This window comes from Enterobacter cloacae complex sp. I2 (assembly GCF_014896205.1).
Taxonomy (GTDB): domain Bacteria; phylum Pseudomonadota; class Gammaproteobacteria; order Enterobacterales; family Enterobacteriaceae; genus Enterobacter; species Enterobacter quasihormaechei.
In genome coordinates this window covers 317,836-337,607 of the sequence record NZ_JADBRA010000001.1, presented here as the reverse complement: position 1 = coordinate 337,607, position 19,772 = coordinate 317,836, and the positions used below count along the sequence as shown (strand labels likewise).

The 19,772-nt window shown below is 56.7% G+C and carries 17 protein-coding genes; 9 read left to right on the top strand and 8 right to left on the bottom strand.

Annotated features, from left to right (window positions below; translation table 11 throughout):
• Positions 1 to 9 precede the first annotated feature (9 nt).
• The 4 genes from IM300_RS01655 to IM300_RS01640 are packed head-to-tail and all read right to left on the bottom strand — an operon-like array spanning position 10 to position 4,235.
• Positions 10 to 1,296 carry an ABC transporter substrate-binding protein gene (locus IM300_RS01655; RefSeq protein ID WP_063869240.1) on the bottom strand — a complete coding sequence of 429 codons (1,287 nt, stop codon included), beginning with the start codon at positions 1,294 to 1,296 and terminating at the stop codon, positions 10 to 12.
• 13 nt (positions 1,297 to 1,309) lie between these two features.
• Entirely contained in the window at positions 1,310 to 2,437 is a 1,128-nt protein-coding gene (locus IM300_RS01650) for an ABC transporter ATP-binding protein (RefSeq protein ID WP_193034987.1), read from the bottom strand.
• A 12-nt stretch (positions 2,438 to 2,449) separates the two neighbouring features.
• Positions 2,450 to 3,352, bottom strand: a complete 903-nt coding sequence (locus IM300_RS01645) for a carbohydrate ABC transporter permease (protein WP_063869246.1) — start codon at positions 3,350 to 3,352, stop codon at positions 2,450 to 2,452.
• Positions 3,345 to 4,235, bottom strand: a complete 891-nt coding sequence (locus IM300_RS01640; protein WP_193034985.1) for a carbohydrate ABC transporter permease — start codon at positions 4,233 to 4,235, stop codon at positions 3,345 to 3,347. Before IM300_RS01640 ends, IM300_RS01645 begins: the two co-directional genes overlap by 8 nt.
• A gap of 544 nt (positions 4,236 to 4,779) precedes the next feature.
• Here IM300_RS01640 and wzz(fepE) point away from each other — a divergent pair.
• On the top strand, positions 4,780 to 5,916 hold the full coding sequence (gene wzz(fepE), locus IM300_RS01635) for an LPS O-antigen length regulator Wzz(fepE) (protein ID WP_193034983.1): 1,137 nt from the start codon (positions 4,780 to 4,782) through the stop codon (positions 5,914 to 5,916).
• A gap of 33 nt (positions 5,917 to 5,949) precedes the next feature.
• Here wzz(fepE) and IM300_RS01630 read toward each other — a convergent pair whose 3' ends face one another.
• Complete coding sequence (locus tag IM300_RS01630) at positions 5,950 to 6,273, bottom strand: cupin domain-containing protein (protein WP_063451949.1); 324 nt, start codon at positions 6,271 to 6,273, stop codon at positions 5,950 to 5,952.
• Positions 6,274 to 6,408: 135 nt separating this feature from the next.
• On the opposite strand from IM300_RS01630, the gene IM300_RS01625 reads away from it, so the two are divergent.
• Complete coding sequence (locus IM300_RS01625; RefSeq protein ID WP_193034981.1) at positions 6,409 to 7,101, top strand: aspartate/glutamate racemase; 693 nt, start codon at positions 6,409 to 6,411, stop codon at positions 7,099 to 7,101.
• Here IM300_RS01625 and IM300_RS01620 read toward each other — a convergent pair.
• Positions 7,096 to 8,022, bottom strand: a complete 927-nt coding sequence (locus IM300_RS01620; protein ID WP_063869254.1) for a LysR family transcriptional regulator — start codon at positions 8,020 to 8,022, stop codon at positions 7,096 to 7,098. The two genes, IM300_RS01625 and IM300_RS01620, sit on opposite strands and share 6 nt — an antisense overlap.
• A 120-nt stretch (positions 8,023 to 8,142) precedes the next feature.
• Between IM300_RS01620 and lysA the strand changes: the two genes are divergently transcribed.
• The gene (gene lysA / locus IM300_RS01615) at positions 8,143 to 9,405 is read left to right on the top strand and encodes a diaminopimelate decarboxylase (protein WP_063451946.1); all 1,263 of its coding nucleotides are present in this window, start codon (positions 8,143 to 8,145) and stop codon (positions 9,403 to 9,405) included.
• Here the strand turns inward: lysA and IM300_RS01610 are convergent.
• A complete protein-coding gene (locus tag IM300_RS01610) occupies positions 9,375 to 10,412 on the bottom strand; it encodes a LacI family DNA-binding transcriptional regulator (protein WP_107533660.1) in 1,038 nt (345 codons plus the stop codon). The two genes, lysA and IM300_RS01610, sit on opposite strands and share 31 nt — an antisense overlap.
• Positions 10,413 to 10,711: 299 nt before the next feature.
• Here IM300_RS01610 and IM300_RS01605 point away from each other — a divergent pair, with 299 nt between their 5' ends.
• The 4 genes from IM300_RS01605 to IM300_RS01590 all read left to right on the top strand — a co-directional run bounded on the left by IM300_RS01605 (position 10,712) and on the right by IM300_RS01590 (position 14,797).
• Complete coding sequence (locus IM300_RS01605) at positions 10,712 to 12,037, top strand: PTS sugar transporter subunit IIC (RefSeq protein ID WP_193034979.1); 1,326 nt, start codon at positions 10,712 to 10,714, stop codon at positions 12,035 to 12,037.
• A 7-nt stretch (positions 12,038 to 12,044) separates the two neighbouring features.
• Positions 12,045 to 13,472 (top strand): glycoside hydrolase family 1 protein, encoded by a 1,428-nt coding sequence (locus tag IM300_RS01600; protein WP_193035101.1) that lies wholly within the window; start codon positions 12,045 to 12,047, stop codon positions 13,470 to 13,472.
• A 78-nt stretch (positions 13,473 to 13,550) separates the two neighbouring features.
• Positions 13,551 to 14,324 carry a GntR family transcriptional regulator gene (locus tag IM300_RS01595; RefSeq protein ID WP_063451943.1) on the top strand — a complete coding sequence of 258 codons (774 nt, stop codon included), beginning with the start codon at positions 13,551 to 13,553 and terminating at the stop codon, positions 14,322 to 14,324.
• Positions 14,321 to 14,797 (top strand): GNAT family N-acetyltransferase, encoded by a 477-nt coding sequence (locus IM300_RS01590; protein ID WP_193033182.1) that lies wholly within the window; start codon positions 14,321 to 14,323, stop codon positions 14,795 to 14,797. The genes IM300_RS01595 and IM300_RS01590 overlap by 4 nt, the downstream gene beginning before the upstream one ends.
• Here IM300_RS01590 and galR read toward each other — a convergent pair.
• Positions 14,752 to 15,774, bottom strand: a complete 1,023-nt coding sequence (galR, locus tag IM300_RS01585) for an HTH-type transcriptional regulator GalR (RefSeq protein WP_063869266.1) — start codon at positions 15,772 to 15,774, stop codon at positions 14,752 to 14,754. The two genes, IM300_RS01590 and galR, sit on opposite strands and share 46 nt — an antisense overlap.
• 617 nt (positions 15,775 to 16,391) lie before the next feature.
• Between galR and aas the strand changes: the two genes are divergently transcribed.
• Together aas and lplT are read left to right on the top strand one after the other, a co-directional pair.
• Positions 16,392 to 18,551: a bifunctional acyl-ACP--phospholipid O-acyltransferase/long-chain-fatty-acid--ACP ligase gene (gene aas / locus IM300_RS01580; protein WP_112791680.1), complete on the top strand. Its 2,160-nt coding sequence runs from the start codon at positions 16,392 to 16,394 to the stop codon at positions 18,549 to 18,551.
• Entirely contained in the window at positions 18,544 to 19,737 is a 1,194-nt protein-coding gene (gene lplT / locus IM300_RS01575; protein ID WP_112791681.1) for a lysophospholipid transporter LplT, read from the top strand. The genes aas and lplT overlap by 8 nt, the downstream gene beginning before the upstream one ends.
• Positions 19,738 to 19,772: the final 35 nt, after the last annotated feature.

The window sequence follows — 19,772 nt, the reverse complement described above, 5'->3', positions numbered from 1 at the left end:
GCTTTATGTTTACCGCATCGCACGTCTCAAAATACGCTCCGCCTGACGCTGGAAGTCGGCGGCCGTCTCTTCCACGGTTTTCTGGCCGTAGTCGATATACTGCAAAGAGGTACCGAACTGCGCCACAATCTGCGGATCGTCAAAGTATGGCGAGACGGTCAGTTTCGCCGGCAGCGACTGCGCCAGACGCAGGCCCGCCACGGAAGGATCGTCCTCTTTTATGGTGCCGTCTTCGGTCAGATACTGTACCGCTACTTTGCTCAGCGGCACGCCGCGCTCCAGGCCCAGCGTATCGACCCCCTCCTTGCTGTTGAGCAGGAAGTTAATCAGCTTCGCCGCTGCTTCCGGGTTTTTGGTCGATTTACCGATCGACAGCATCTGGGCTGGCTTGAAGAACAGGCCCGCGTCGGTGGCGCCCGGCAGCATCGGATAGCTGCCCAGCTCCAGTTTTGCAGGCGGCTTCAGGTTGTCGGAATATTTGTTAATAGTGGAGTTCCACATGTAGGTGCCGCCCCATTCACCCTGGATCCACGGCTTCATCTCATACATGTTGCTCTTACCGAACGAGGCATAGTATTTGGTGTCCGGCATGACGTGGCTGTCGATCAGCTTTTTGTAGGTCTGGAAGAACTCCACCCACTGTTCTTTCGTGTAGCTGAACTTTTTGGTTTTCTCATCCACCGCAGGAACGTTGTACTTCTGGATCATGTACGAGTTCAGCAGCGCCAGCGTATCCTGGTGCTCCAGGATGACCGGATAATATTGCTTGCCGAGCTTGCTCTCGAAGGTTTTACCGGCCGCCATCAGCTCGTCCCAGGTTTTCGGGTAAGCAATACCCGCTTTTTTCCAGGTCTCGTCATTGAAGTAGAACACGCGCGCCGTCACCGAAATTGGAATGCCGTTCAGCTTGCCGTCCACGGTGGTGGTTTGCAGCTCTTTAGGATCGAACTGGGTTAAGTCGATCACGTCCTTCATCTTGTTCAGATCGTAGAAGCCGTCACCGGTTTTGGAGAAGATCGGCAGCCAGTTCCAGTTCGTCTGCATTACATCCGGCTCGGTGCCGCCCGCAATCTGGGTGGTCAGTCGGGAGAGGTGACCGTCCCAGCCGGTGTATTCCGCCTTCACGTTGATGTCCGGGTTCTGTTTATGGAACTCTTCCAGCGCTTTCAGGGTAACCTGGTGACGGCCATTGCCGCCCCACCAGGACATCCGTAAATCCACATTCTGCGCCATCGATGGCAAAGCGGTCAGGCCCAGGGTCGCGGAGATTGCTGCGCTTAAAAGCACTTTTTTCATTTTTATCACTCCATCAGAGAGAGAGGTTCTGTTCGGTTTTTGCGTCAAAAATATGACATTTGTTCATATCAAACGTGAAATACACCTTACGATGAAGCCCCTTATCAATCATTGGCTTGGCTTCATCGGACGGGATCCTGGCGGTCAGTTCGTAGTCCGCGACTTTCAGGTACACAAAGAATTCGTGGCCCATATTCTCAACGCGCACCATCTCCCCGCTACAGCCGCCGTTCGGGAATGGCGCATCTGAAAGCGAGACAAACTCCGGGCGCACGCCGTAAAAAATCTCCTGACCTGCATAAGTGGCGACTTTCTCCTGCTTCTCCGCGTTCAGCGGCATGGTTTCATTGCCGATGGCGATGTGCAGCTGGCCCGCTTTTTCGATCAGCACGCTCCTGCGAATATTCATCTCCGGCGCGCCGATAAAGCTCGCCACGAACATGTTCTTCGGCTTGTGGTAGAGGTTGTCCGGCGTATCCACCTGCATGATGTGACCGAGCTTCATCACGCAGATGCGGTCGCCCATGGTCATCGCTTCGGTCTGGTCGTGGGTCACGTAAACGGTGGTGGCCGGTTTTCCGGACTTCTTCAGCTGCTTGTGCAGGTCGGAAATACGAATGCGCATTGAGGCGCGCAGCTTGGCGTCGAGGTTTGAAAGCGGCTCATCGAACAGGAACACGTCCGGCTTTTTCACAATCGCACGGCCTACCGCTACGCGCTGCGCCTGGCCGCCGGAAAGCTGGCGCGGCAGACGGTCGAGCAGCTCTTCCAGCTCAAGAATTTTGGCGGCTTCATTCACCTGAGACTCAATCTGATCTTTCGGCAGCTTGCTCAGCTTGAGGCCAAAGGCCAGATTCTCGCGCACCGTCATGTGCGGATAGAGGGCGTAGTTCTGGAACACCATTGCAATACCGCGCTCCTTCGGCGCGAGGTTGTTCACGATCCGGTCGCCGATGCGCACCTCGCCGCCGCTGATGGTTTCCAGCCCCGCCAGCATGCGCAGAGTAGTGGATTTGGCGCAGCCGGATGGCCCGACGATCACCATGAATTCCCCTTCGGCGATTTTCAGATCGATAGCGTGTACCGCTTTAAAACCGTTGGAGTAGACCTTTTCTAGCTTGTTAAAAATGACTTCAGCCATGGTATTTCCCTCTTAACCTTTAATTCCGCTGCTGGTGACGCCCTGTACGAAGTAGCGCTGTGCCAGGAAGAAGACAATGATGGATGGCAGAATGGAGATGCTCGCCATTGCCAGAATTTCGTTCCACGGGGCGCCTTCGGTGACGTCGATGGACATTTTCAGCGCCAGTGCGATGGGGTATTTATCCACGCTGTAGACGTAAATCAGCGGCCCGATAAAGTCGTTCATGGACCACATAAACTGGAACAGGGCGACGGAGATAATGGCCGGCTTCAGGATCGGCACCACCACGTACCACAGCACCTGAATGGAGTTACAGCCGTCGATTTGCGCCGCCTCTTCCATGTCACGCGGGACGCCGCGCAGGAACTGGATCAGCATGAAAACAAAGAACCCCTGCGTGGCGAAGGCCAGCGGCAGGTACAGCGGCATGTAGCTGTTCAGCATGCCCATCTCACGGAACATCAGGTACTGCGGGATCAGCAGCACGGTGCTGGGCAGCAGCATGGTGGTGATGAGCGTGGCGAACCAGAACTTCTTCCACGGGATTTCGAAGCGGGCAAAGCCGTACGCCACGATGGTGGAGGAGATAATGGTCAGGATCACCTTCGGAATGACGTACTTAAAGGTGTTCAGCATGTAATGGCCGAAAGTGTACTCGGTGCCGGTTTTCCAGCCGTTGACGAAGCCATCCCAGGTGGCGTGGGCGGGCCACAGGCTCAGGGTGGTGAAGATCTCGTGGTTCGGTTTGAACGACGCCGAAAACATCCATACCAGCGGGTAAAGCATCAGCAGGCCGACAAACAGCAGGATCGCGTAGCGAACGGTAGCGTTGATTTTCTCTCTGCGCAGCGTGCGGGCCACTTCGCGCTCCGCAACGCTTCTTGCCGTGGAAAGTTGTTGAATATCAGCCATTTTTGCCCCCTTTATCGGCGGAGTAGAACACCCAGTATTTCGACGACTTAAAGGCGATGCCGGCGAAGACGGCCACCACCAGGAATAGCACCCACGCCAGCGCCGCCCCGTAGCCCATATCGAAGTACTTGAACGCGGTGTCGTAGATGTAGAGCGAGAACAGGTAGGTGGAGTAGGTCGGCCCGCCGCCGGTGATCACGTACGGCCCGGTAAATTCCTGGAACGCCTGCGTGGTCTGCATGATGAAGTTGAAGAAGATCACCGGCGTAATCAGCGGCACGGTCACTTTCATGAACATTTGCCATTTAGACGCGCCGTCGATCATCGCCGCTTCGTACTGGGACTGCGGTACGTTTTGCAGCGCGGCCAGGAAGATGACCATCGCGGAACCGAACTGCCAGACGCGCAGCAGGGTAACGGACATCAGCGCCAGCGACGGTTCTCCCAGCCAGTTCACCGGGTCAAAACCCAGTATGCCGATAAAGCTGTTCAGCAGGCCATCGATCGCAAATAAGGCGCGCCACAAGACGGCAATGGCGACGGAACTGCCGAGGATCGACGGAATATAGTAGGCTGTCCGGAAAAATCCGATGCCGCGTAATTTAAAGTTCAGGACAAAGGCAATCCCTAATGCAAAGGCGAGCTTCAACGGGATGGTCAGAAATACGTAGGCAAAGGTCACGCCCATGGATTTCCAGAAGAGCGTGTCTTCGGTAAACATATAGCGATAGTTTTCGATGCCGTTAAACACCGGCGGGCTCATCAAATCGTAATCCGTAAAGCTGAGGAAAAACGACGAGACGAAGGGGAATGCCGTAAAGAGTATCAACCCGATGATGTAGGGTGATATCCATGCGAGCCCCAGCAGCTTGTTTTCATTCATACATACCTACCTGGCAATCAATGGTTTAATACGGAATCAGCTTTGTTACATTTTCCCAGGCCCGCACTGCGCGGCATGAGAGAGGAAATTCAGGGTGCAATGTCTGGTGGTGGCAAAACAGTAGATTGTTTTTTAAAGTTTTTTCTTTTTCGTTATTGCCGGGAACGCTTTGGGTTTTAAAAGAGCTGAACCGGCGTTCTTGGATACTAAAACATCGTTTTATTTTATATTATTGCGATTTATTTCTGCGTCATGCGCTTAATGGTGGAAATGTGATCGGCGTCGAAACGCTGTTTCAATATAGTGAGGGAGGTGGCATTTTTGACTTTTCACGGACGATCGCCGCGGGCACTGACGAGGGGATAAGACGCAAAATCGGGAGCGGGAATAACAATAGTCACGCAGCGTGGCTAACTACCAGATCTGATAGCAGGTCTACAGATGTATCAATTCGGCATTCAGATAATTCTTACATTCTTGTATGATTTGTTACACCGGAACCAGTCAGGCAGAATTTCACTGCATCCCTAAAAGAAGAACAGTTATGTCAGCGATGGATTTCAAACAACATACGGATCTCAACTTTCCTCAATATGCTCCCCCGGCGGTCAGCGCTAAAGAAATAGATCTTCTGGGTCTGCTGGACGTCCTGCTGGCAGCAAAAAAACGCATCGTCACCATTGTGTTCGCATTTGCACTGGTCGGCCTGGCAATCGCCTTCCTGATACCGCAAAAGTGGACCAGTAAAGCGGTCATTACGCCAGCGGAACAGACGCAGTGGATCTCGCTGCGCCAGATGATGGTGGCGCTACAGGTACTTGATGTGGATGTGAAAGTCACCCGTGCGGATGTGTTTAATCTGTTTATCAAAAAGTTTCAGTCCCAGTCCCTGCTTGAAGAGTACATGAAGAGCTCGCCTTACGTGATGGCTCAGCTCGATGGCGCCGAGGTTGACCCGCTGGAGCTGCACCGCGCGGTGGTCAATATTGCCGAAAAGATGAAGGCCATTGATAACACCCAGGAAAAGAATGCCGATAAAGCACCGTACCTCTCCTGGACGTTAAGCTTCACGGCCCCAACGGCAGAGGACGCGCAGAAGGTGCTGAACGGGTATATTCAGTACATCTCCCGCATCGTCGAGCAGGAGACGATGCAAAACATCCGCGATCAGCTGATCCTGAGAACCAAAACGGTTCAACAGCAGCTGGAGCTGGATCGGGTCCGTCTGACCAATATCCACAATACCAACCTGCAACGCCTCAACTACTCGCTGGAAGTGGCGAACGCGGCAGGGATCAAAAAGCCGGTCTACAGCAATGGACAGGCAGTGAAAGACGATCCGGATTACTCCGTTGCGCTCGGCGCGGACGGGATTGCGCAGAAGTTGCAGATTGAAAAAAATCTGAAGGACGTTTCTGAGCTGAACGCCGATTTCCAGAACCGCGAATACTATCTGGCACAGCTGCAAAAACTCTCGTTCGAAGATGTGAGCCTGGAGCCATTCAAATACCAGCTTTCTCCTTCTATGCCGGTGAAAAAAGATGGTCCGGGCAAAGCCCTGATCGTGCTGCTGGCGTGTATTCTGGGCGGACTGTTTGCCTGTGGCAGCGTGCTGCTGCGCGAGGCGATGAACTCCCGCAACCCGCTGCCGGAACAGCTTCCTGAGCCGGTGACGGAGTAACATCAAAAAAGGCGCTCAAATGAGCGCCTTTTTTTATTTCAGGAAATCTTCGCGTACCGGCGTAAACGTATCCAGTAACGTACCGGGTTTCAGGCAGACGCAGCCGTGCATCACGTGCGGCGCTTTATAGAGAGTGTCGCCCGCCGTCACCACATGCTTCTCTTCCCCAATCGTAAATTCAAATTCGCCCGAGAGAACGTAGGTGAGCTGTTCATGCGGGTGGTTATGCATCGGGCCAATCGCCCCTTGCTCAAAATTCACTTCCACCGCCATCATCCTGCCGTCGTGCGCAAGAATACGGCGCGTCACGCCATTACCCAGATCGTCAAGCGTGGTCTCTTTATGGAAAATAAACATATTTTCGCCCTGTCATGTAATGAAACAATGTTTCATTTAACTTATCTCACCCACGCATAAAAGGAAACGATTAGCCAAATAACTGGAAAGGCGATCACAAGTTTGCTTCACTGGGTGAAACGCACAGGAGGAAAGATGAAAACGATCGGTCTGTTAGGGGGCATGAGCTGGGAATCAACGATCCCGTACTACCGCCTGATTAATGAAGGCGTCAAACAGCGTCTGGGCGGTCTGCATTCGGCCAGCCTGCTGCTGCACAGCGTGGATTTTCATGAAATCGAAGCCTGCCAGTCGAGCGGGGAGTGGGATAAAGCCGGGAAGATGCTGGCGGACGCCGCGCTTGGGCTGGAGCGTGCGGGAGCGCAGGGTATTCTGCTGTGTACCAATACCATGCATAAGGTGGCGTCGCATATTGAAGACCGCTGCTCGCTGCCGTTTTTACATATCGCGGATGCCACCGGGCGAGCCATACGTGCTGCCGGCATGACGCGCGTGGCGCTGCTGGGGACGCGATACACCATGGAGCAGGACTTTTACCGCGGGCGGCTGAGCAGTCAGTTCGGGATTGAAAGCCTGATCCCGGAGGAGGCTGACCGGGCACGCATTAATCAGATTATTTTTGATGAGCTCTGCCTCGGTACCTTCAGCGAATCTTCTCGCGCCTGGTACGTCAGCGTGATTGAGAAACTGGCCCAGCAGGGGGCGGAAGGGGTAATTTTCGGCTGTACCGAAATTGGCCTGCTGGTGCCGGCGGACCAAAGCCCGATACCGGTATTTGATACCGCCGCGCTTCACGCCGCCGATGCGGTGGAGTTTATGCTGTCATAAGGGTTTTTGCAGGTCAGGTAAGCGAAGCGCCACCTGACGCGCGTGCGCAATCAGGTGTTCACTGAAGGCATCCACCAGCGCTGAGGCGGGGCGGTGCAGGGGGCGGATCAGGCTCACGGTAAAGGGAACGGAAACGCTAAACCGGCGCAGGACCACTCCGCTGCTGGCGTAATCCATCGCCGTGAGCGGGTTCACCACCGAAATACCCACGCCCGCGCGCACCATCGCACAAATCGATGCCGCGCTGTGCGTTTCCACCACCAGCCGCCGCTTCACCTGATGTTCGGCAAACAGGCCGTCCAGAAGCTGCCGGTAGCTGTCGGTCTGCGACAGGCTGATATAGTTTTCGCCGTGGAAATCCGCTGGCGTCAGCACCGCTTTGTGGCTAAGCGGATGGCCGACGGGCAACACGCAGACCTCATCCAGCGAGAGCAGCTCCGTGCGCTCCGTGCCCGCGGGCGTCACGAGGGTTTCGGTCAGACCCAAATCGTGGCGCTGGGCCGAAAGCCACTCCTCCAGCAGCGGCGACTCCTGCGGCACGATGGTCAGGCTGACCTCCGGATAGCGGGCCAGAAACGGCTGTAACAGCACCGGCAGAAATGACTGGGAAAAGACCGGCAGGCAGACGATAGACAGCTCGCCCTGGCGAAACTCCCTCAGGCTCTCCGCCGCGCTCACGATCCTGTCCAGGCCGTACCAGGAGCGCTGAACCTCCTCAAACAGACGTAACCCCTGCACCGTCGGATGCAGCCTGCCGCGCGCGCGTTCAAACAGCTTCAGCCCCAGCACCTTCTCAAAGCGCGCCAGCTCGCGGCTGACCGTGGGCTGCGAGGTGTGCAGCATCTGCGCGGCTTCAGTGAGATTGCCGGTGGTCATCACCGCATGAAAAATCTCGATATGGCGTAGGTTAACGGCGGGCATAGGGCACCTGGTGTCTGAGCGTTATCCATATCATTTTTGCATAGACTCACCATAAAACGATATTTTTTATTCTCTTCAGGCTATGGCGTAATAATAAAAAACAGATTTCCGGAGACGACCATGCCACGCCCGCTCAACCAGACCGAAACCGATTTGAACGCCGATAACCTGCTGCGCCTGCCTGCCGAATTCGGCTGTCCGGTGTGGGTCTACGATGCGCAGATTGTCCGCGAGAAGATCGCCGCGCTGCATCAGTTTGACGTGGTGCGTTTCGCGCAGAAGGCCTGCTCCAATATTCACATCCTGCGCCTGATGCGCGAGCAGGGCGTAAAGGTTGACTCCGTATCGCTGGGTGAAATCGAACGTGCGCTGGCGGCGGGGTTTGATCCCAAAGCCGACAGCGACGCGATCGTCTTTACCGCCGACCTGATTGACGACGCCACGCTGGCGCGCGTGCACGAGCTGCAAATCCCGGTCAATGCCGGTTCGGTGGATATGCTGGAGCAGCTTGGGCAGGTCTCTCCTGGCCATCGCGTCTGGCTGCGCATCAACCCGGGCTTTGGTCACGGTCACAGCCAGAAAACCAACACCGGGGGCGAAAACAGCAAGCACGGGATCTGGTATGCCGATATGCCTGCGGCGCTGGAGGTGTTACAACGCTACGATCTTAAGCTGGTGGGTATTCACATGCACATCGGGTCCGGCGTGGATTACGGCCACCTTGAGCAGGTCTGTGGCGCCATGGTGCGTCAGGTGATCGATTTTGGTCAGGATCTGGAGGCGATCTCCGCCGGCGGCGGGTTGTCCATTCCCTATCGTGAAGGGGAAGAGGCGATCGACACGGATCACTACTACGGGCTGTGGAGCGCCGCGCGCGACAGCATCGCCGCCCATCTGGGCCACGCGGTGAAGCTGGAGATTGAGCCGGGTCGTTTCCTGGTCGCCGAAGCCGGCGTGCTGGTGGCGCAGGTGCGTAGCGTGAAGGAGATGGGAAGCCGTCATTTTGTGCTGATTGATGCTGGCTTTAACGACCTGATGCGTCCGTCCATGTACGGTAGCTATCACCACATCACGGCGCTGGCTGCCGATGGCCGCGATCTGGTCAACGCGCCGCGCATCGACACCGTGGTTGCCGGCCCGCTGTGCGAATCCGGCGACGTCTTTACTCAGCAGGAAGGCGGGAAAGTCGAAACCCGTTCGCTGCCAGAGGTAAAACCGGGAGATTATCTGGTGCTGCATGATACCGGTGCGTACGGGGCGTCGATGTCTTCAAACTACAACAGCCGCCCGCTGCTGCCGGAAGTACTGTTCGATAACGGCGTGGCGCGGCTGATTCGCCGTCGCCAGACCATTCAGGAGCTGCTGGCGTTAGAGCTGGTCTGATTAAACCAGGGTCCCGTTGTCACCGAATCGCGTAAAACCAGCGTGCCGGTGAACGGCGGGATCGCCTCAACCGGCTGGTTTTTTGCCAGCCGGATCGCCTGGTCGATCGCCGTGACGATCATGTTATCGATCGGCAGATACACCGACGACAGGGCAGGTTCCAGCCACTTTGCGCTGGGGGCATCATCAAAACCAAACAGCGAAATATCCTGCGGGATCTTCAGCCCAGCCTGGTGTAATGCTTTGGAGGCGCCCAGGGCCATATCATCGTTACAGGCAAACAGGGCGCTGAACGGCGTCTTTTCCGCAATCAGCTCTTTGCACAGCTCGTAACCCCGCGTCATACCCGCATCGCCATATTTAATCCGCCGCTCGTCGAGACGAATACCGTGCTTCTCCAGCGCCTTACGGTAGCCCATCAGCCGCGCTTTACCCGTTGGCGTGTGGATCGGGACGGTGATACAGGCGATCTCCCGATGGCCCTGGCTTATCAGGTAATCCACCGCTTTGAAGGCCGCGTCCTGCTGTTCAAAGAAAACGCAGCGATCCGCCGCCTGGCTCACTTCACGGTTAATGATCACCAGCGGCGTCTGCACGCTGTTGATCAGCTTCAGGATCGTCTTTTCGCTCATGTAACGCGTGTACAGCACGATGGCGTCGCACTTGCGGTCGGCGAGCATCTGCACCGCCTGTTCTTCCTGTTCGGGGGCATCGTGGCCGTCGGTGACAATCAATTGTTTACCGTGCGTTTCGGTCTGCCGCGACGCCTGCTGTAGCAAACGCCCGAAGTAAAAACCGTCGAAGGTCGAGACGACCAGACCAATGCTGTTGCTGGTCTGGTTAGCCAGCGAACGCGCGAGAAAGTTCGGACGATAGCCCAGCTCCTCCATCGCGCGAAATACCTGCTGACGCGTGCTCTCTTTAACCTGACCTGTGCCGTTCAGCACGCGCGAAACGGTGGCCTTCGACACGCCCGCACGCAGTGAGACATCCAGCATTGTTGCCATTCGAAATTCCTGTTTCCACGTAATGGTTTGCAGTTTAACACAGACCATCCGGCGCATAAGCGACGTGGGGAGGGCAAAACCCCATAACGATCACGCTTTTCGGTAACGATCTTCACCCGCGGAATAAATACCTGTCATTGGTATACCAAAATGGTGATAAATCGCTATCTGGAATACCTCTGGCGTCGTTGAGAGCTTAATCACAGAACAAAACGGCTGCTGACGCTATTTTTGGCATACCAATAGTATCCGGCTGTACACCTTATTCAATAAAAGCCCTTTTACTGAGGTATTACCCTATGGCATTTCAGGAAAAACTGATCGACGCTCTGGGCAGTTTTGCCACCACCTTCAACAGCTATCGCTATATCCAGGCGATCAAGTCTGCGTTTATTACCTTAATGCCGGTCATCATTGTGGGGGCGTTCTCGGTACTGATCTCCAATATGGTGCTGGATCCGAAAAACGGCCTGGCAAGCTTTCAGTCGCTGGCGTTTCTCGCGGCGTTAAAGCCGATCACCAGCGCGCTTAACTATGCCACGCTGAACTTCCTTAACATCGGCGCGGTGTTTTTAATCGGCATTGAGCTGGGGCGTATTAACGGCATTAAATCCCTGTTCCCCGGCCTGCTGGCGGTGATCTGCTTTATTTGCGTGACGCCGACGACGGTGGAAATGCTGGTGGACGGCGAGATGCACGTGGTGAAAGACGTGCTGCTGCGCCAGTTCTCCGATACCCGCAGCCTGTTCCTCGGCATGTTTATCGCCATCCTGTCGGTGGAGATCTACTGCTGGCTGGAAAACCGAAAGGGACTGAAAATCAGGATGCCGGACACGGTGCCGCCAAACGTCGCCGCGTCGTTCTCCGCGCTGATCCCGGCCATTATCACCACCACCGCCATTGCGACCTTTGGCTTCGTGTTCCATCAGGTTACCGGTATGTATCTCTACGACGCGGTTTACCAGGTGGTGCAACAGCCGCTGGAGCGGGTGGTGCAAAGCCTGCCGGGGATCCTGCTGCTGATGTTTGTCGCCCAGCTGTTCTGGGTGATTGGGATCCACGGCAACCAGATGATCAAGCCGATCCGCGAGCCGCTGCTGCTGGGGGCGATTACCGTCAACATGAGCGCGTTCGAGCAGGGCAAAGAGGTACCAAACATCATCACCATGCCGTTCTGGGATGTCTATATGAGCATCGGCGGTTCCGGCCTGACCATCGGCCTGCTGATCGCGGTGATGATTGCCACCAAACGTAAAGAGATGAAGGAGATCGCCAAGCTGTCCATCGGGCCTGGCATTTTTAACATCAACGAGCCGGTGATCTTCGGTATGCCAATCATGCTCAACCCGATCCTTGCCATCCCGTTCATCATCACGCCGCTGGTGACGGGCTCCATTGGCTACTTTGCCACCGTGACCGGGTTTGCCGGTAAAGCCGTGGTGATGGTGCCCTGGACCACGCCGCCGCTGATCAACGCCTGGCTGTCCACCGCAGGCTCCATGGGGGCGGTGATCACCCAGTTTATCTGCATCGTGACCGCGGTGATTATCTATCTGCCGTTTGTGAAAATTGCCTCGCGCCGCGCGGAGCAGGCCGCGCTGCAACACGCCACCGATAACGCATGAGGATATGATGAGCACAAAACAGATAGCCATACCGCAGGACTTTATTCTGGGCGCGGCGGCATCGGCCTGGCAGACCGAGGGCTGGAACGGCAAAAAGCCGGGGCAGGATTCGTGGATCGATCTCTGGTACAAGAACGATCGTCACGTCTGGCACAACGGCTATGGCCCGGCGGTGGCCACCGATTTTATCAATCGCTTCCGCGAAGACGTGGCGCTGATGAAGCAGGCGGGCCTGACGCACTATCGTACCTCCATCAACTGGTCACGCTTTTTAACCGACTATGAAAATGCGACGGTAGACGAGGAGTACGCCGCGTACTACGACGCGCTGTTCGATGAAATGCACCGTCAGGGCATTGAGCCGATGATTTGCCTGGAACACTACGAGCTGCCGGGCGTGCTGCTGGAGACCTACGGCGGCTGGGCGTCGAAGCACGTCGTCGAGCTGTTTGTGCGCTACGCGGAAAAGGTGTTTGACCGCTTTCACGGCAACGTTACCCGCTGGTTTACCTTCAACGAGCCGATTGTGGTCCAGACACGCGTCTACCTCGACGCGTTGCGCTGGCCCTATGAGCAGAACACCAGTACCTGGATGCAGTGGAACCACCATAAGATTCTGGCGACGGCAAAAGTGGTGAAGCTGTTCCGTGAGAAGGGTTATGACGGCACGGTGGGCTGTATTCTCAACCCGGAGGTGACCTACCCGCGCTCGCGCGCGCCGCATGACGTGCGGGCGGCGGAGATGTACGATCTGTTCTATAACCGCGTTTTTCTCGATCCGCTGGTGCACGGGCGCTATCCGCAGGCGCTCTTTACCCTGCTGTCGCAGCACCAGGTGCAGTGGGACTACACGGCTGACGAGCTGGCGCTGATTGCCGACAACACCGTTGACGAGCTGGGGATCAACCTCTATTACCCGCACCGGGTAAAAGCCCCGTCCCGCGCCTGGCACCCGGAGACGCCGTTCCACCCGGCGTACTACTACGAGCCGTTCGAACTGCCCGGGCGCAGAATGAACCCCTCCCGCGGCTGGGAAATTTATCCGCGCATCATCTACGACATGGCGATGCGGATCAAACAGGACTACCGCAATATCGACTGGTTCGTGGCGGAGAGCGGGATGGGCGTGGAGAACGAAGCGCAGTTCCGCAACCGCGACGGCATTATTGATGACGCGTACCGCATCGCGTTTATCAGCGAACATCTCTACTACACGCTGCTGGCGCGCGAGGAAGGCGCGAACTGCCACGGCTATATGCTGTGGGCCTTCACCGACAACGTCTCGCCGATGAACGCGTTTAAAAACCGCTACGGGCTCATTGAAATCGACCTTGAGAACCATCGCGCCCGGCGGGCAAAGGCATCGGCCTCCTGGTTCCGCCAGCTGCGCGAGACGCGCATGCTCACGCTGAGCGTTGACGATGAATGGAAGTAAGCCTTCTGGTAAAATAGTGCACAAACTGGCCGGAAGGACGTCCGGCCCGCGCATTAACTGAAAAACACAGGTGAAAACGTGGATAAGGCTGTCATCCTGCCGGAAAAAAAACAGTACCAGGAAATTGGCGAGGATTTACGCGCGCAAATTATCCAGGGGCATTATCCCGTGGGATCGCGTCTGCCGCCGGAGCGCAATATCGCCGAGACGTATGGCGTGAGCCGCACCATCGTGCGCGAGGCGCTGCTGATGCTTGAGCTTCAGGGAACGGTGGATATTCGCCAGGGGTCTGGCGTTTACGTGATGCGCATTCCGGAGGAGCATGAAAACGAGGAAGAGCGCTTTCTGAACAGTGACGTTGGCCCGTTTGAAATACTCCAGGCGCGTCAGCTGCTTGAAAGCAACATTGCTGCCTTTGCCGCAAAAATGGCAACCCGCGCGGACATCGACAACCTGCGCCGCATCATCGAGCAGGAGCAGCGGGCGATTGCCATCGACGATCGCAGCCAGGACAACAATAAAATGTTCCACCTGGTGCTGGCGGGAGCCACCCAAAACCAGATGCTGCTGGCGACGGTTGAGAGCGTCTGGCATCACATGGACAGCAGCCCGCTGTGGCAGCAGTTTAACGGCCACATCGCCAGCCGCGCCTGGCGCCTGAAGTGGCTCGGCGACAGGCAAACCATTCTCGCTGCGCTCCGCCGCCGCGACGTGATGGGGGCCTGGCAGGCCATGTTCCAGCATCTTGAGAACGTTAAAAAGAGCCTGCTTGAGCTGTCAGACGAAGACGCGCCAGATTTTGACGGCTATCTCTTCGAATCGGTTCCCCTTTTCCAGGGGAAGCTGGTGTGAAGATCCTGCCGCTTTACGCTGCGCCGCAGTTTACAGAGCAGGTAATCGACTGGATCTGGGCAGCGTTTGGTGAAGGAGTGCCGCGCGCCTTTTTCCAGAGCATCGTCGAGCACAGCCTGACGCCGGGCGCGTTACCGCTCACCTTTATTGCCGTTGAGAACGATCGGCTGCTGGGCACCGTTGGGTTGTGGCGCTGCGATTTGATTTCCCGGCAGGATCTTCATCCATGGCTGGCTGCGCTGTATGTCGATGAAGCGGCCCGGGGAAAAGGGCTGGCGGGAAAACTTCAGGAGCATGTGAAGGGCTATGCGCGACGCGCCGGGTATCACGAGCTGCATCTCTGGTCTGCCTGCCGCGACTTCTACGAACGTTACGGCTGGCACTACATCGGCGATGCGCTGGAATACCCGGATAAAACCGTCCATCTCTATCGCTGTTCGCTCGCGGCTTCAGCGGGCGATACCACCGAGTGACGGCGCACTAAGGTTGGGCTGAACAGGTGAGTAATTTCCGGCGGCGGGCGATGCTCGGCCAGCGCTAACGCCAGTTCTGCCGCCTGCGTGGCCATGGTTACAATCGGGTAACGCACGGTGGTCAGGCGAGGGCGCACGTAGCGCGACACCAGCACATCATCAAAGCCAATCAGCGAAATTTCTGCCGGCACGTCAATCCCGTTATCGTTTAACACGCCCATTGCGCCTGCGGCCATGGAATCGTTGTAGCTGGCCACGGCGGTGAAATTTCGCCCGCGTCCCAGCAGCTCGGTCATCGCCTGCTCGCCGCCGCTCTCATCCGGTTCACCGTACGCCACAAGGCGATCGTTGCAGGGCAGACCGGCTTCGCGCAGCGCGTCGTAATAGCCCTGAAGGCGATCTTCCGCATCGGAAATCGGGTGGTTGGAGCACAGATAACCGATACGGGTATGGCCCTGCTGGATCAGATGACGGGTTGCCAGCCATGCGCCGTAACGGTCGTCAAGCGCCACGCAGCGGGTTTCAAAACCGGGAATAATACGGTTGATCATCACCATCCCCGGCATTTGTTTCATCAGGTGAATCAGCTCGGCATCGGGGATCATTTTGGCGTGTACTACCAGCGCCGCACAGCGATGGCGAATCAGTTGCTCAATAGCCTGGCGCTCTTTTTGTTCATTGTGGTAGCCATTACCAATCAGCAGAAAATTACCGGTGTGATAAGAGACCTGTTCTACGGCTTTGACCATCGCGCCGAAAAACGGATCGGACACATCCCCGACCACCAGCCCGATGGTTTCTGTTGACTGCTGGGCAAGGGCACGCGCGTTGGCGTTAGGGTGATAATTCAGGTTTTCCATGGCGTCCTGCACGGCCTGGCGCGATGCATCACTGGCTTTAGGGGAGTTGTTGATCACGCGGGAGACGGTCGCGACGGAAACACCCGCCAGACGAGCCACATCCTTAATTGTCGCCATTCAATACCTTCTTATAGGGGTAAGCGTTTACACACTAACTAGTGTTGCGGAAAAGCGGCGCGCATTCAAGGGGACCAGGTGGGCGTCCTCTGCAAACGTGATGCAGAACATCCCTCGCGGTGTAATCGTTACACGGCCAGTCGTGTCTGAATAATGTCAATCTGAACCTTTAGTTACACTTTGCCTCAGGCTGTTGCGATTGTCCGTTAGCAACGATGCGCCGTGAATTGCTAGAGTCGAGATCCCAGAGGTATTGATAGGTGGAATCAGCTTCGGTTGATTAACACGATTTACACCAACCTGCGTTTTACGCAGGTTTTTTTTTGCCTGTAAGTTCAACCTGTAACAGCAACAGAGAATATTCACACCTGGTTGCACTTCGGCTCATTCCCTTGCGTTTTCCCACTGGCGAAGCGTACCGCCAGAGACCACAATCAAGATCCCAGAGGTATTGATTGGTGAGAATTCTTAGTACGTTTTCGTACTCTTCTCTTGCACCAACCTGCGCGGATGCGCAGGTTTTTTTTCGCCTCTGTATTTGCTATCGCTCCCTCACTACTTCTCGTGTAATCTGCCACCATTTATACCTTTCACACTGGCTGGCAAAGGGAGTTGAAATGCTTTTTGGGTTCTTCCGCACACTGTTCCGCGTCCTGTTTCGCATCCGCGTAACGGGCGATACGCAGGCGCTCTATGGCGAGCGTGTTCTCATCACTCCGAATCACGTCTCCTTTCTTGATGGCGTATTGCTGGCGCTGTTTTTGCCCGTCCGTCCCGTCTTCGCGGTGTACAGCTCCATCAGTGAAAAATGGTACATGCGCTGGCTCAGGCCGCTGATTGATTTTGTGCCGCTCGACCCAACCAAACCGATGATGATTAAACATCTGGTGCGTCTGGTTGAGCAGGGACGCCCGGTCGTCATCTTCCCGGAGGGGCGTATTTCCGTGACGGGCTCCCTGATGAAAATTTATGACGGGGCCGGTTTTGTCGCGGCGAAGTCACGCGCCACCGTCGTGCCGTTGCGCATTGAGGGGGCTGAACTGACCTTTTTCAGCCGCCTGAAAGGGCTGGTGAAGCAGCGCCTGTTCCCGAAAATCACGCTGCACATTTTACCGCCAACGTCTCTGCCGATGCCCGAGGCGCCGCGGGCGCGTGACCGCCGTAAAATCGCCGGGGAGATGCTGCACCAGATTATGATGGAAGCGCGCATGGCCGTTCGCCCGCGCGAAACGCTGTATGAATCGTTGCTGTCGGCGCAGTATCGTTACGGCGCGAAGAAAAACTGCATTGAAGACATCAACTTTACGCCGGATACCTACCGTAAGCTGTTGACCAAAACGCTGTTTGTCGGGCGCATCCTCGAGAAGTACAGCAAACGGGGCGAAAAGATCGGCCTGATGCTGCCGAATGCGGGTATCAGCGCGGCGGTGATCTTTGGTGCCGTCTCCCGGGGCCGCATTCCGGCAATGATGAACTACACGGCGGGCGTGAAGGGGCTCTCCAGCGCGATTACCGCGGCACAAATCAACACCGTCTTTACCTCCCGCCAGTTCCTGGATAAAGGCAAGCTATGGCACCTGCCGGAACAGCTGACCCAGGTGCGCTGGGTATTCCTGGAAGATCTGAAAGCAGACGTCACGACGGCCGATAAGCTGTGGATTTTTGCCCATCTGCTGATGCCGCACCTGGCGCAGGTCAAGCAGCAGCCGGAAGACGATGCCATCATCCTCTTTACCTCCGGCTCTGAAGGCAACCCGAAAGGCGTGGTTCACAGCCACAAAAGCATTCTGGCAAACGTCGAACAGATCAAAACTATCGCCGACTTTACCGCCAACGATCGCTTTATGTCGGCGCTGCCGCTGTTCCACTCCTTTGGCCTGACCGTGGGGCTCTTCACGCCGCTGCTGACCGGGGCCGAAGTGTTCCTCTACCCAAGCCCGCTGCACTACCGCATTGTGCCGGAACTGGTTTATGACCGTAACTGCACCGTGCTGTTCGGCACGTCCACTTTTCTCGGTAACTACGCGCGTTTCGCCAACCCGTATGATTTCTTCCGCGTGCGCTACGTGGTGGCGGGGGCGGAAAAACTCCAGGACAGCACGCGCCAGATTTGGCAGGACAAATTTGGCCTGCGCATTCTGGAAGGCTATGGCGTGACGGAGTGTGCGCCGGTGGTATCCATCAACGTACCGATGGCGGCAAAACCGGGAACGGTTGGCCGCATTCTGCCGGGGCTGGATGCGCGGCTGCTGGCGGTGCCGGGCATTGAAGACGGCGGACGCCTTCAGCTTAAAGGGCCGAACGTCATGAACGGCTATCTGCGCGTGGAAAATCCGGGCGTGCTCGAAGCGCCGACGGCTGAGAACGTCAATGGCGAGGTTGAAACGGGCTGGTACGACACGGGCGATATCGTGCGCTTCGACGATCAGGGCTTCGTGCAGATCCAGGGACGGGCAAAACGCTTCGCCAAAATCGCCGGTGAAATGGTCTCTCTTGAAATGGTGGAGACGCTGGCGACCGCGGTCTCTGCGGAGAAAATGCATGCGACCGTGGTGAAAAGTGATGCCAGTAAAGGCGAGGCGCTGGTGCTCTTTACCACTGACGCTGAACTGAAGCGTGACGCGCTGCTCAGGTATGCGCGCGAACACGGTATTCCCGAGCTGGCAGTGCCCCGCGATATTCGTTATCTCAAACAGTTACCGGTGCTGGGCAGCGGTAAACCCGATTTCGTGACCCTGAAGGGCATGGTTGAAGAGGCGGAACAGCAAAATGCGTGAGTCAGTACACACTAACACTTCAATCTGGTCGAAAGGCATGATGGCGGTTATCGCCGCTCAGTTTCTTTCCGCGTTCGGCGATAACGCGTTGCTGTTTGCCACGCTGGCATTGCTGAAAGCTGAGTTTTATCCCGACTGGAGCCAGCCGATCCTACAGATGGTGTTTGTGGGTGCTTACATTGTATTTGCGCCGTTTGTCGGCCAGGTGGCGGACAGCTTCCCGAAAGGTCGGGTCATGATGTTTGCCAACAGCCTTAAGCTTCTGGGCGCGGCAAGCATCTGCTTTGGTATCAACCCGTTTGTCGGCTACACGCTGGTGGGCATTGGCGCGGCCGCTTACTCTCCGGCGAAATACGGCATTCTGGGGGAGCTTACCACCGGTGATAAGCTGGTAAAGGCCAACGGCCTGATGGAGTCCTCCACCATTGCGGCGATTCTGCTGGGTTCGGTGGCGGGCGGCGTGCTGGCAGACTGGCACGTGCTCGCCGCGCTTGGCATCTGTGCCCTGATGTACGGCGGCGCGGTGATCGCCAACCTGTTTATCCCTAAACTGGCAGTGGCGCGTCCGGGACAATCCTGGCGCTTTGGGCCAATGACCGGCAGCTTCTTTAATGCCTGCCGCGTGCTGTGGCGCAACGGTGAAACGCGCTTCTCGCTGATGGGGACCAGCCTGTTCTGGGGGGCCGGCGTCACGCTGCGTTTCCTGCTGGTGCTGTGGGTACCGGTGGCGCTGGGGATAACAGATAACGCCACGCCGACCTACCTGAATGCCATGGTTGCCGTCGGGATTGTTGTCGGGGCCGGGGCGGCGGCCAAACTGGTAACGCTTGAAACCGTTGCGCGCTGCATGCCTGCGGGGATCCTGATCGGCGTCGGCGTTCTGTTCTTCTCCCTGCAACATGCCATATTGCCTGCCTATGCCCTGCTGTTACTTATCGGCGTATTAGGCGGTTTCTTTGTGGTGCCGCTCAACGCGCTTTTGCAGGAGCGCGGCAAGCAGACCGTCGGGGCTGGCAACGCCATTGCGGTGCAAAACCTTGGCGAAAACATGGCGATGTTGCTGATGCTGGGGATCTACTCGCTGGCGGTAAAAGCGGGCGCGCCGGTCGTGGCAATCGGAGTGGGGTTTGGCGCACTGTTTGCGCTGGCGATTACCGGGCTGTGGGTCTGGCAGCGTCGGCGGTGATATCTTTGCCGGGTGGCGGCGTTGCCTTACCGGGC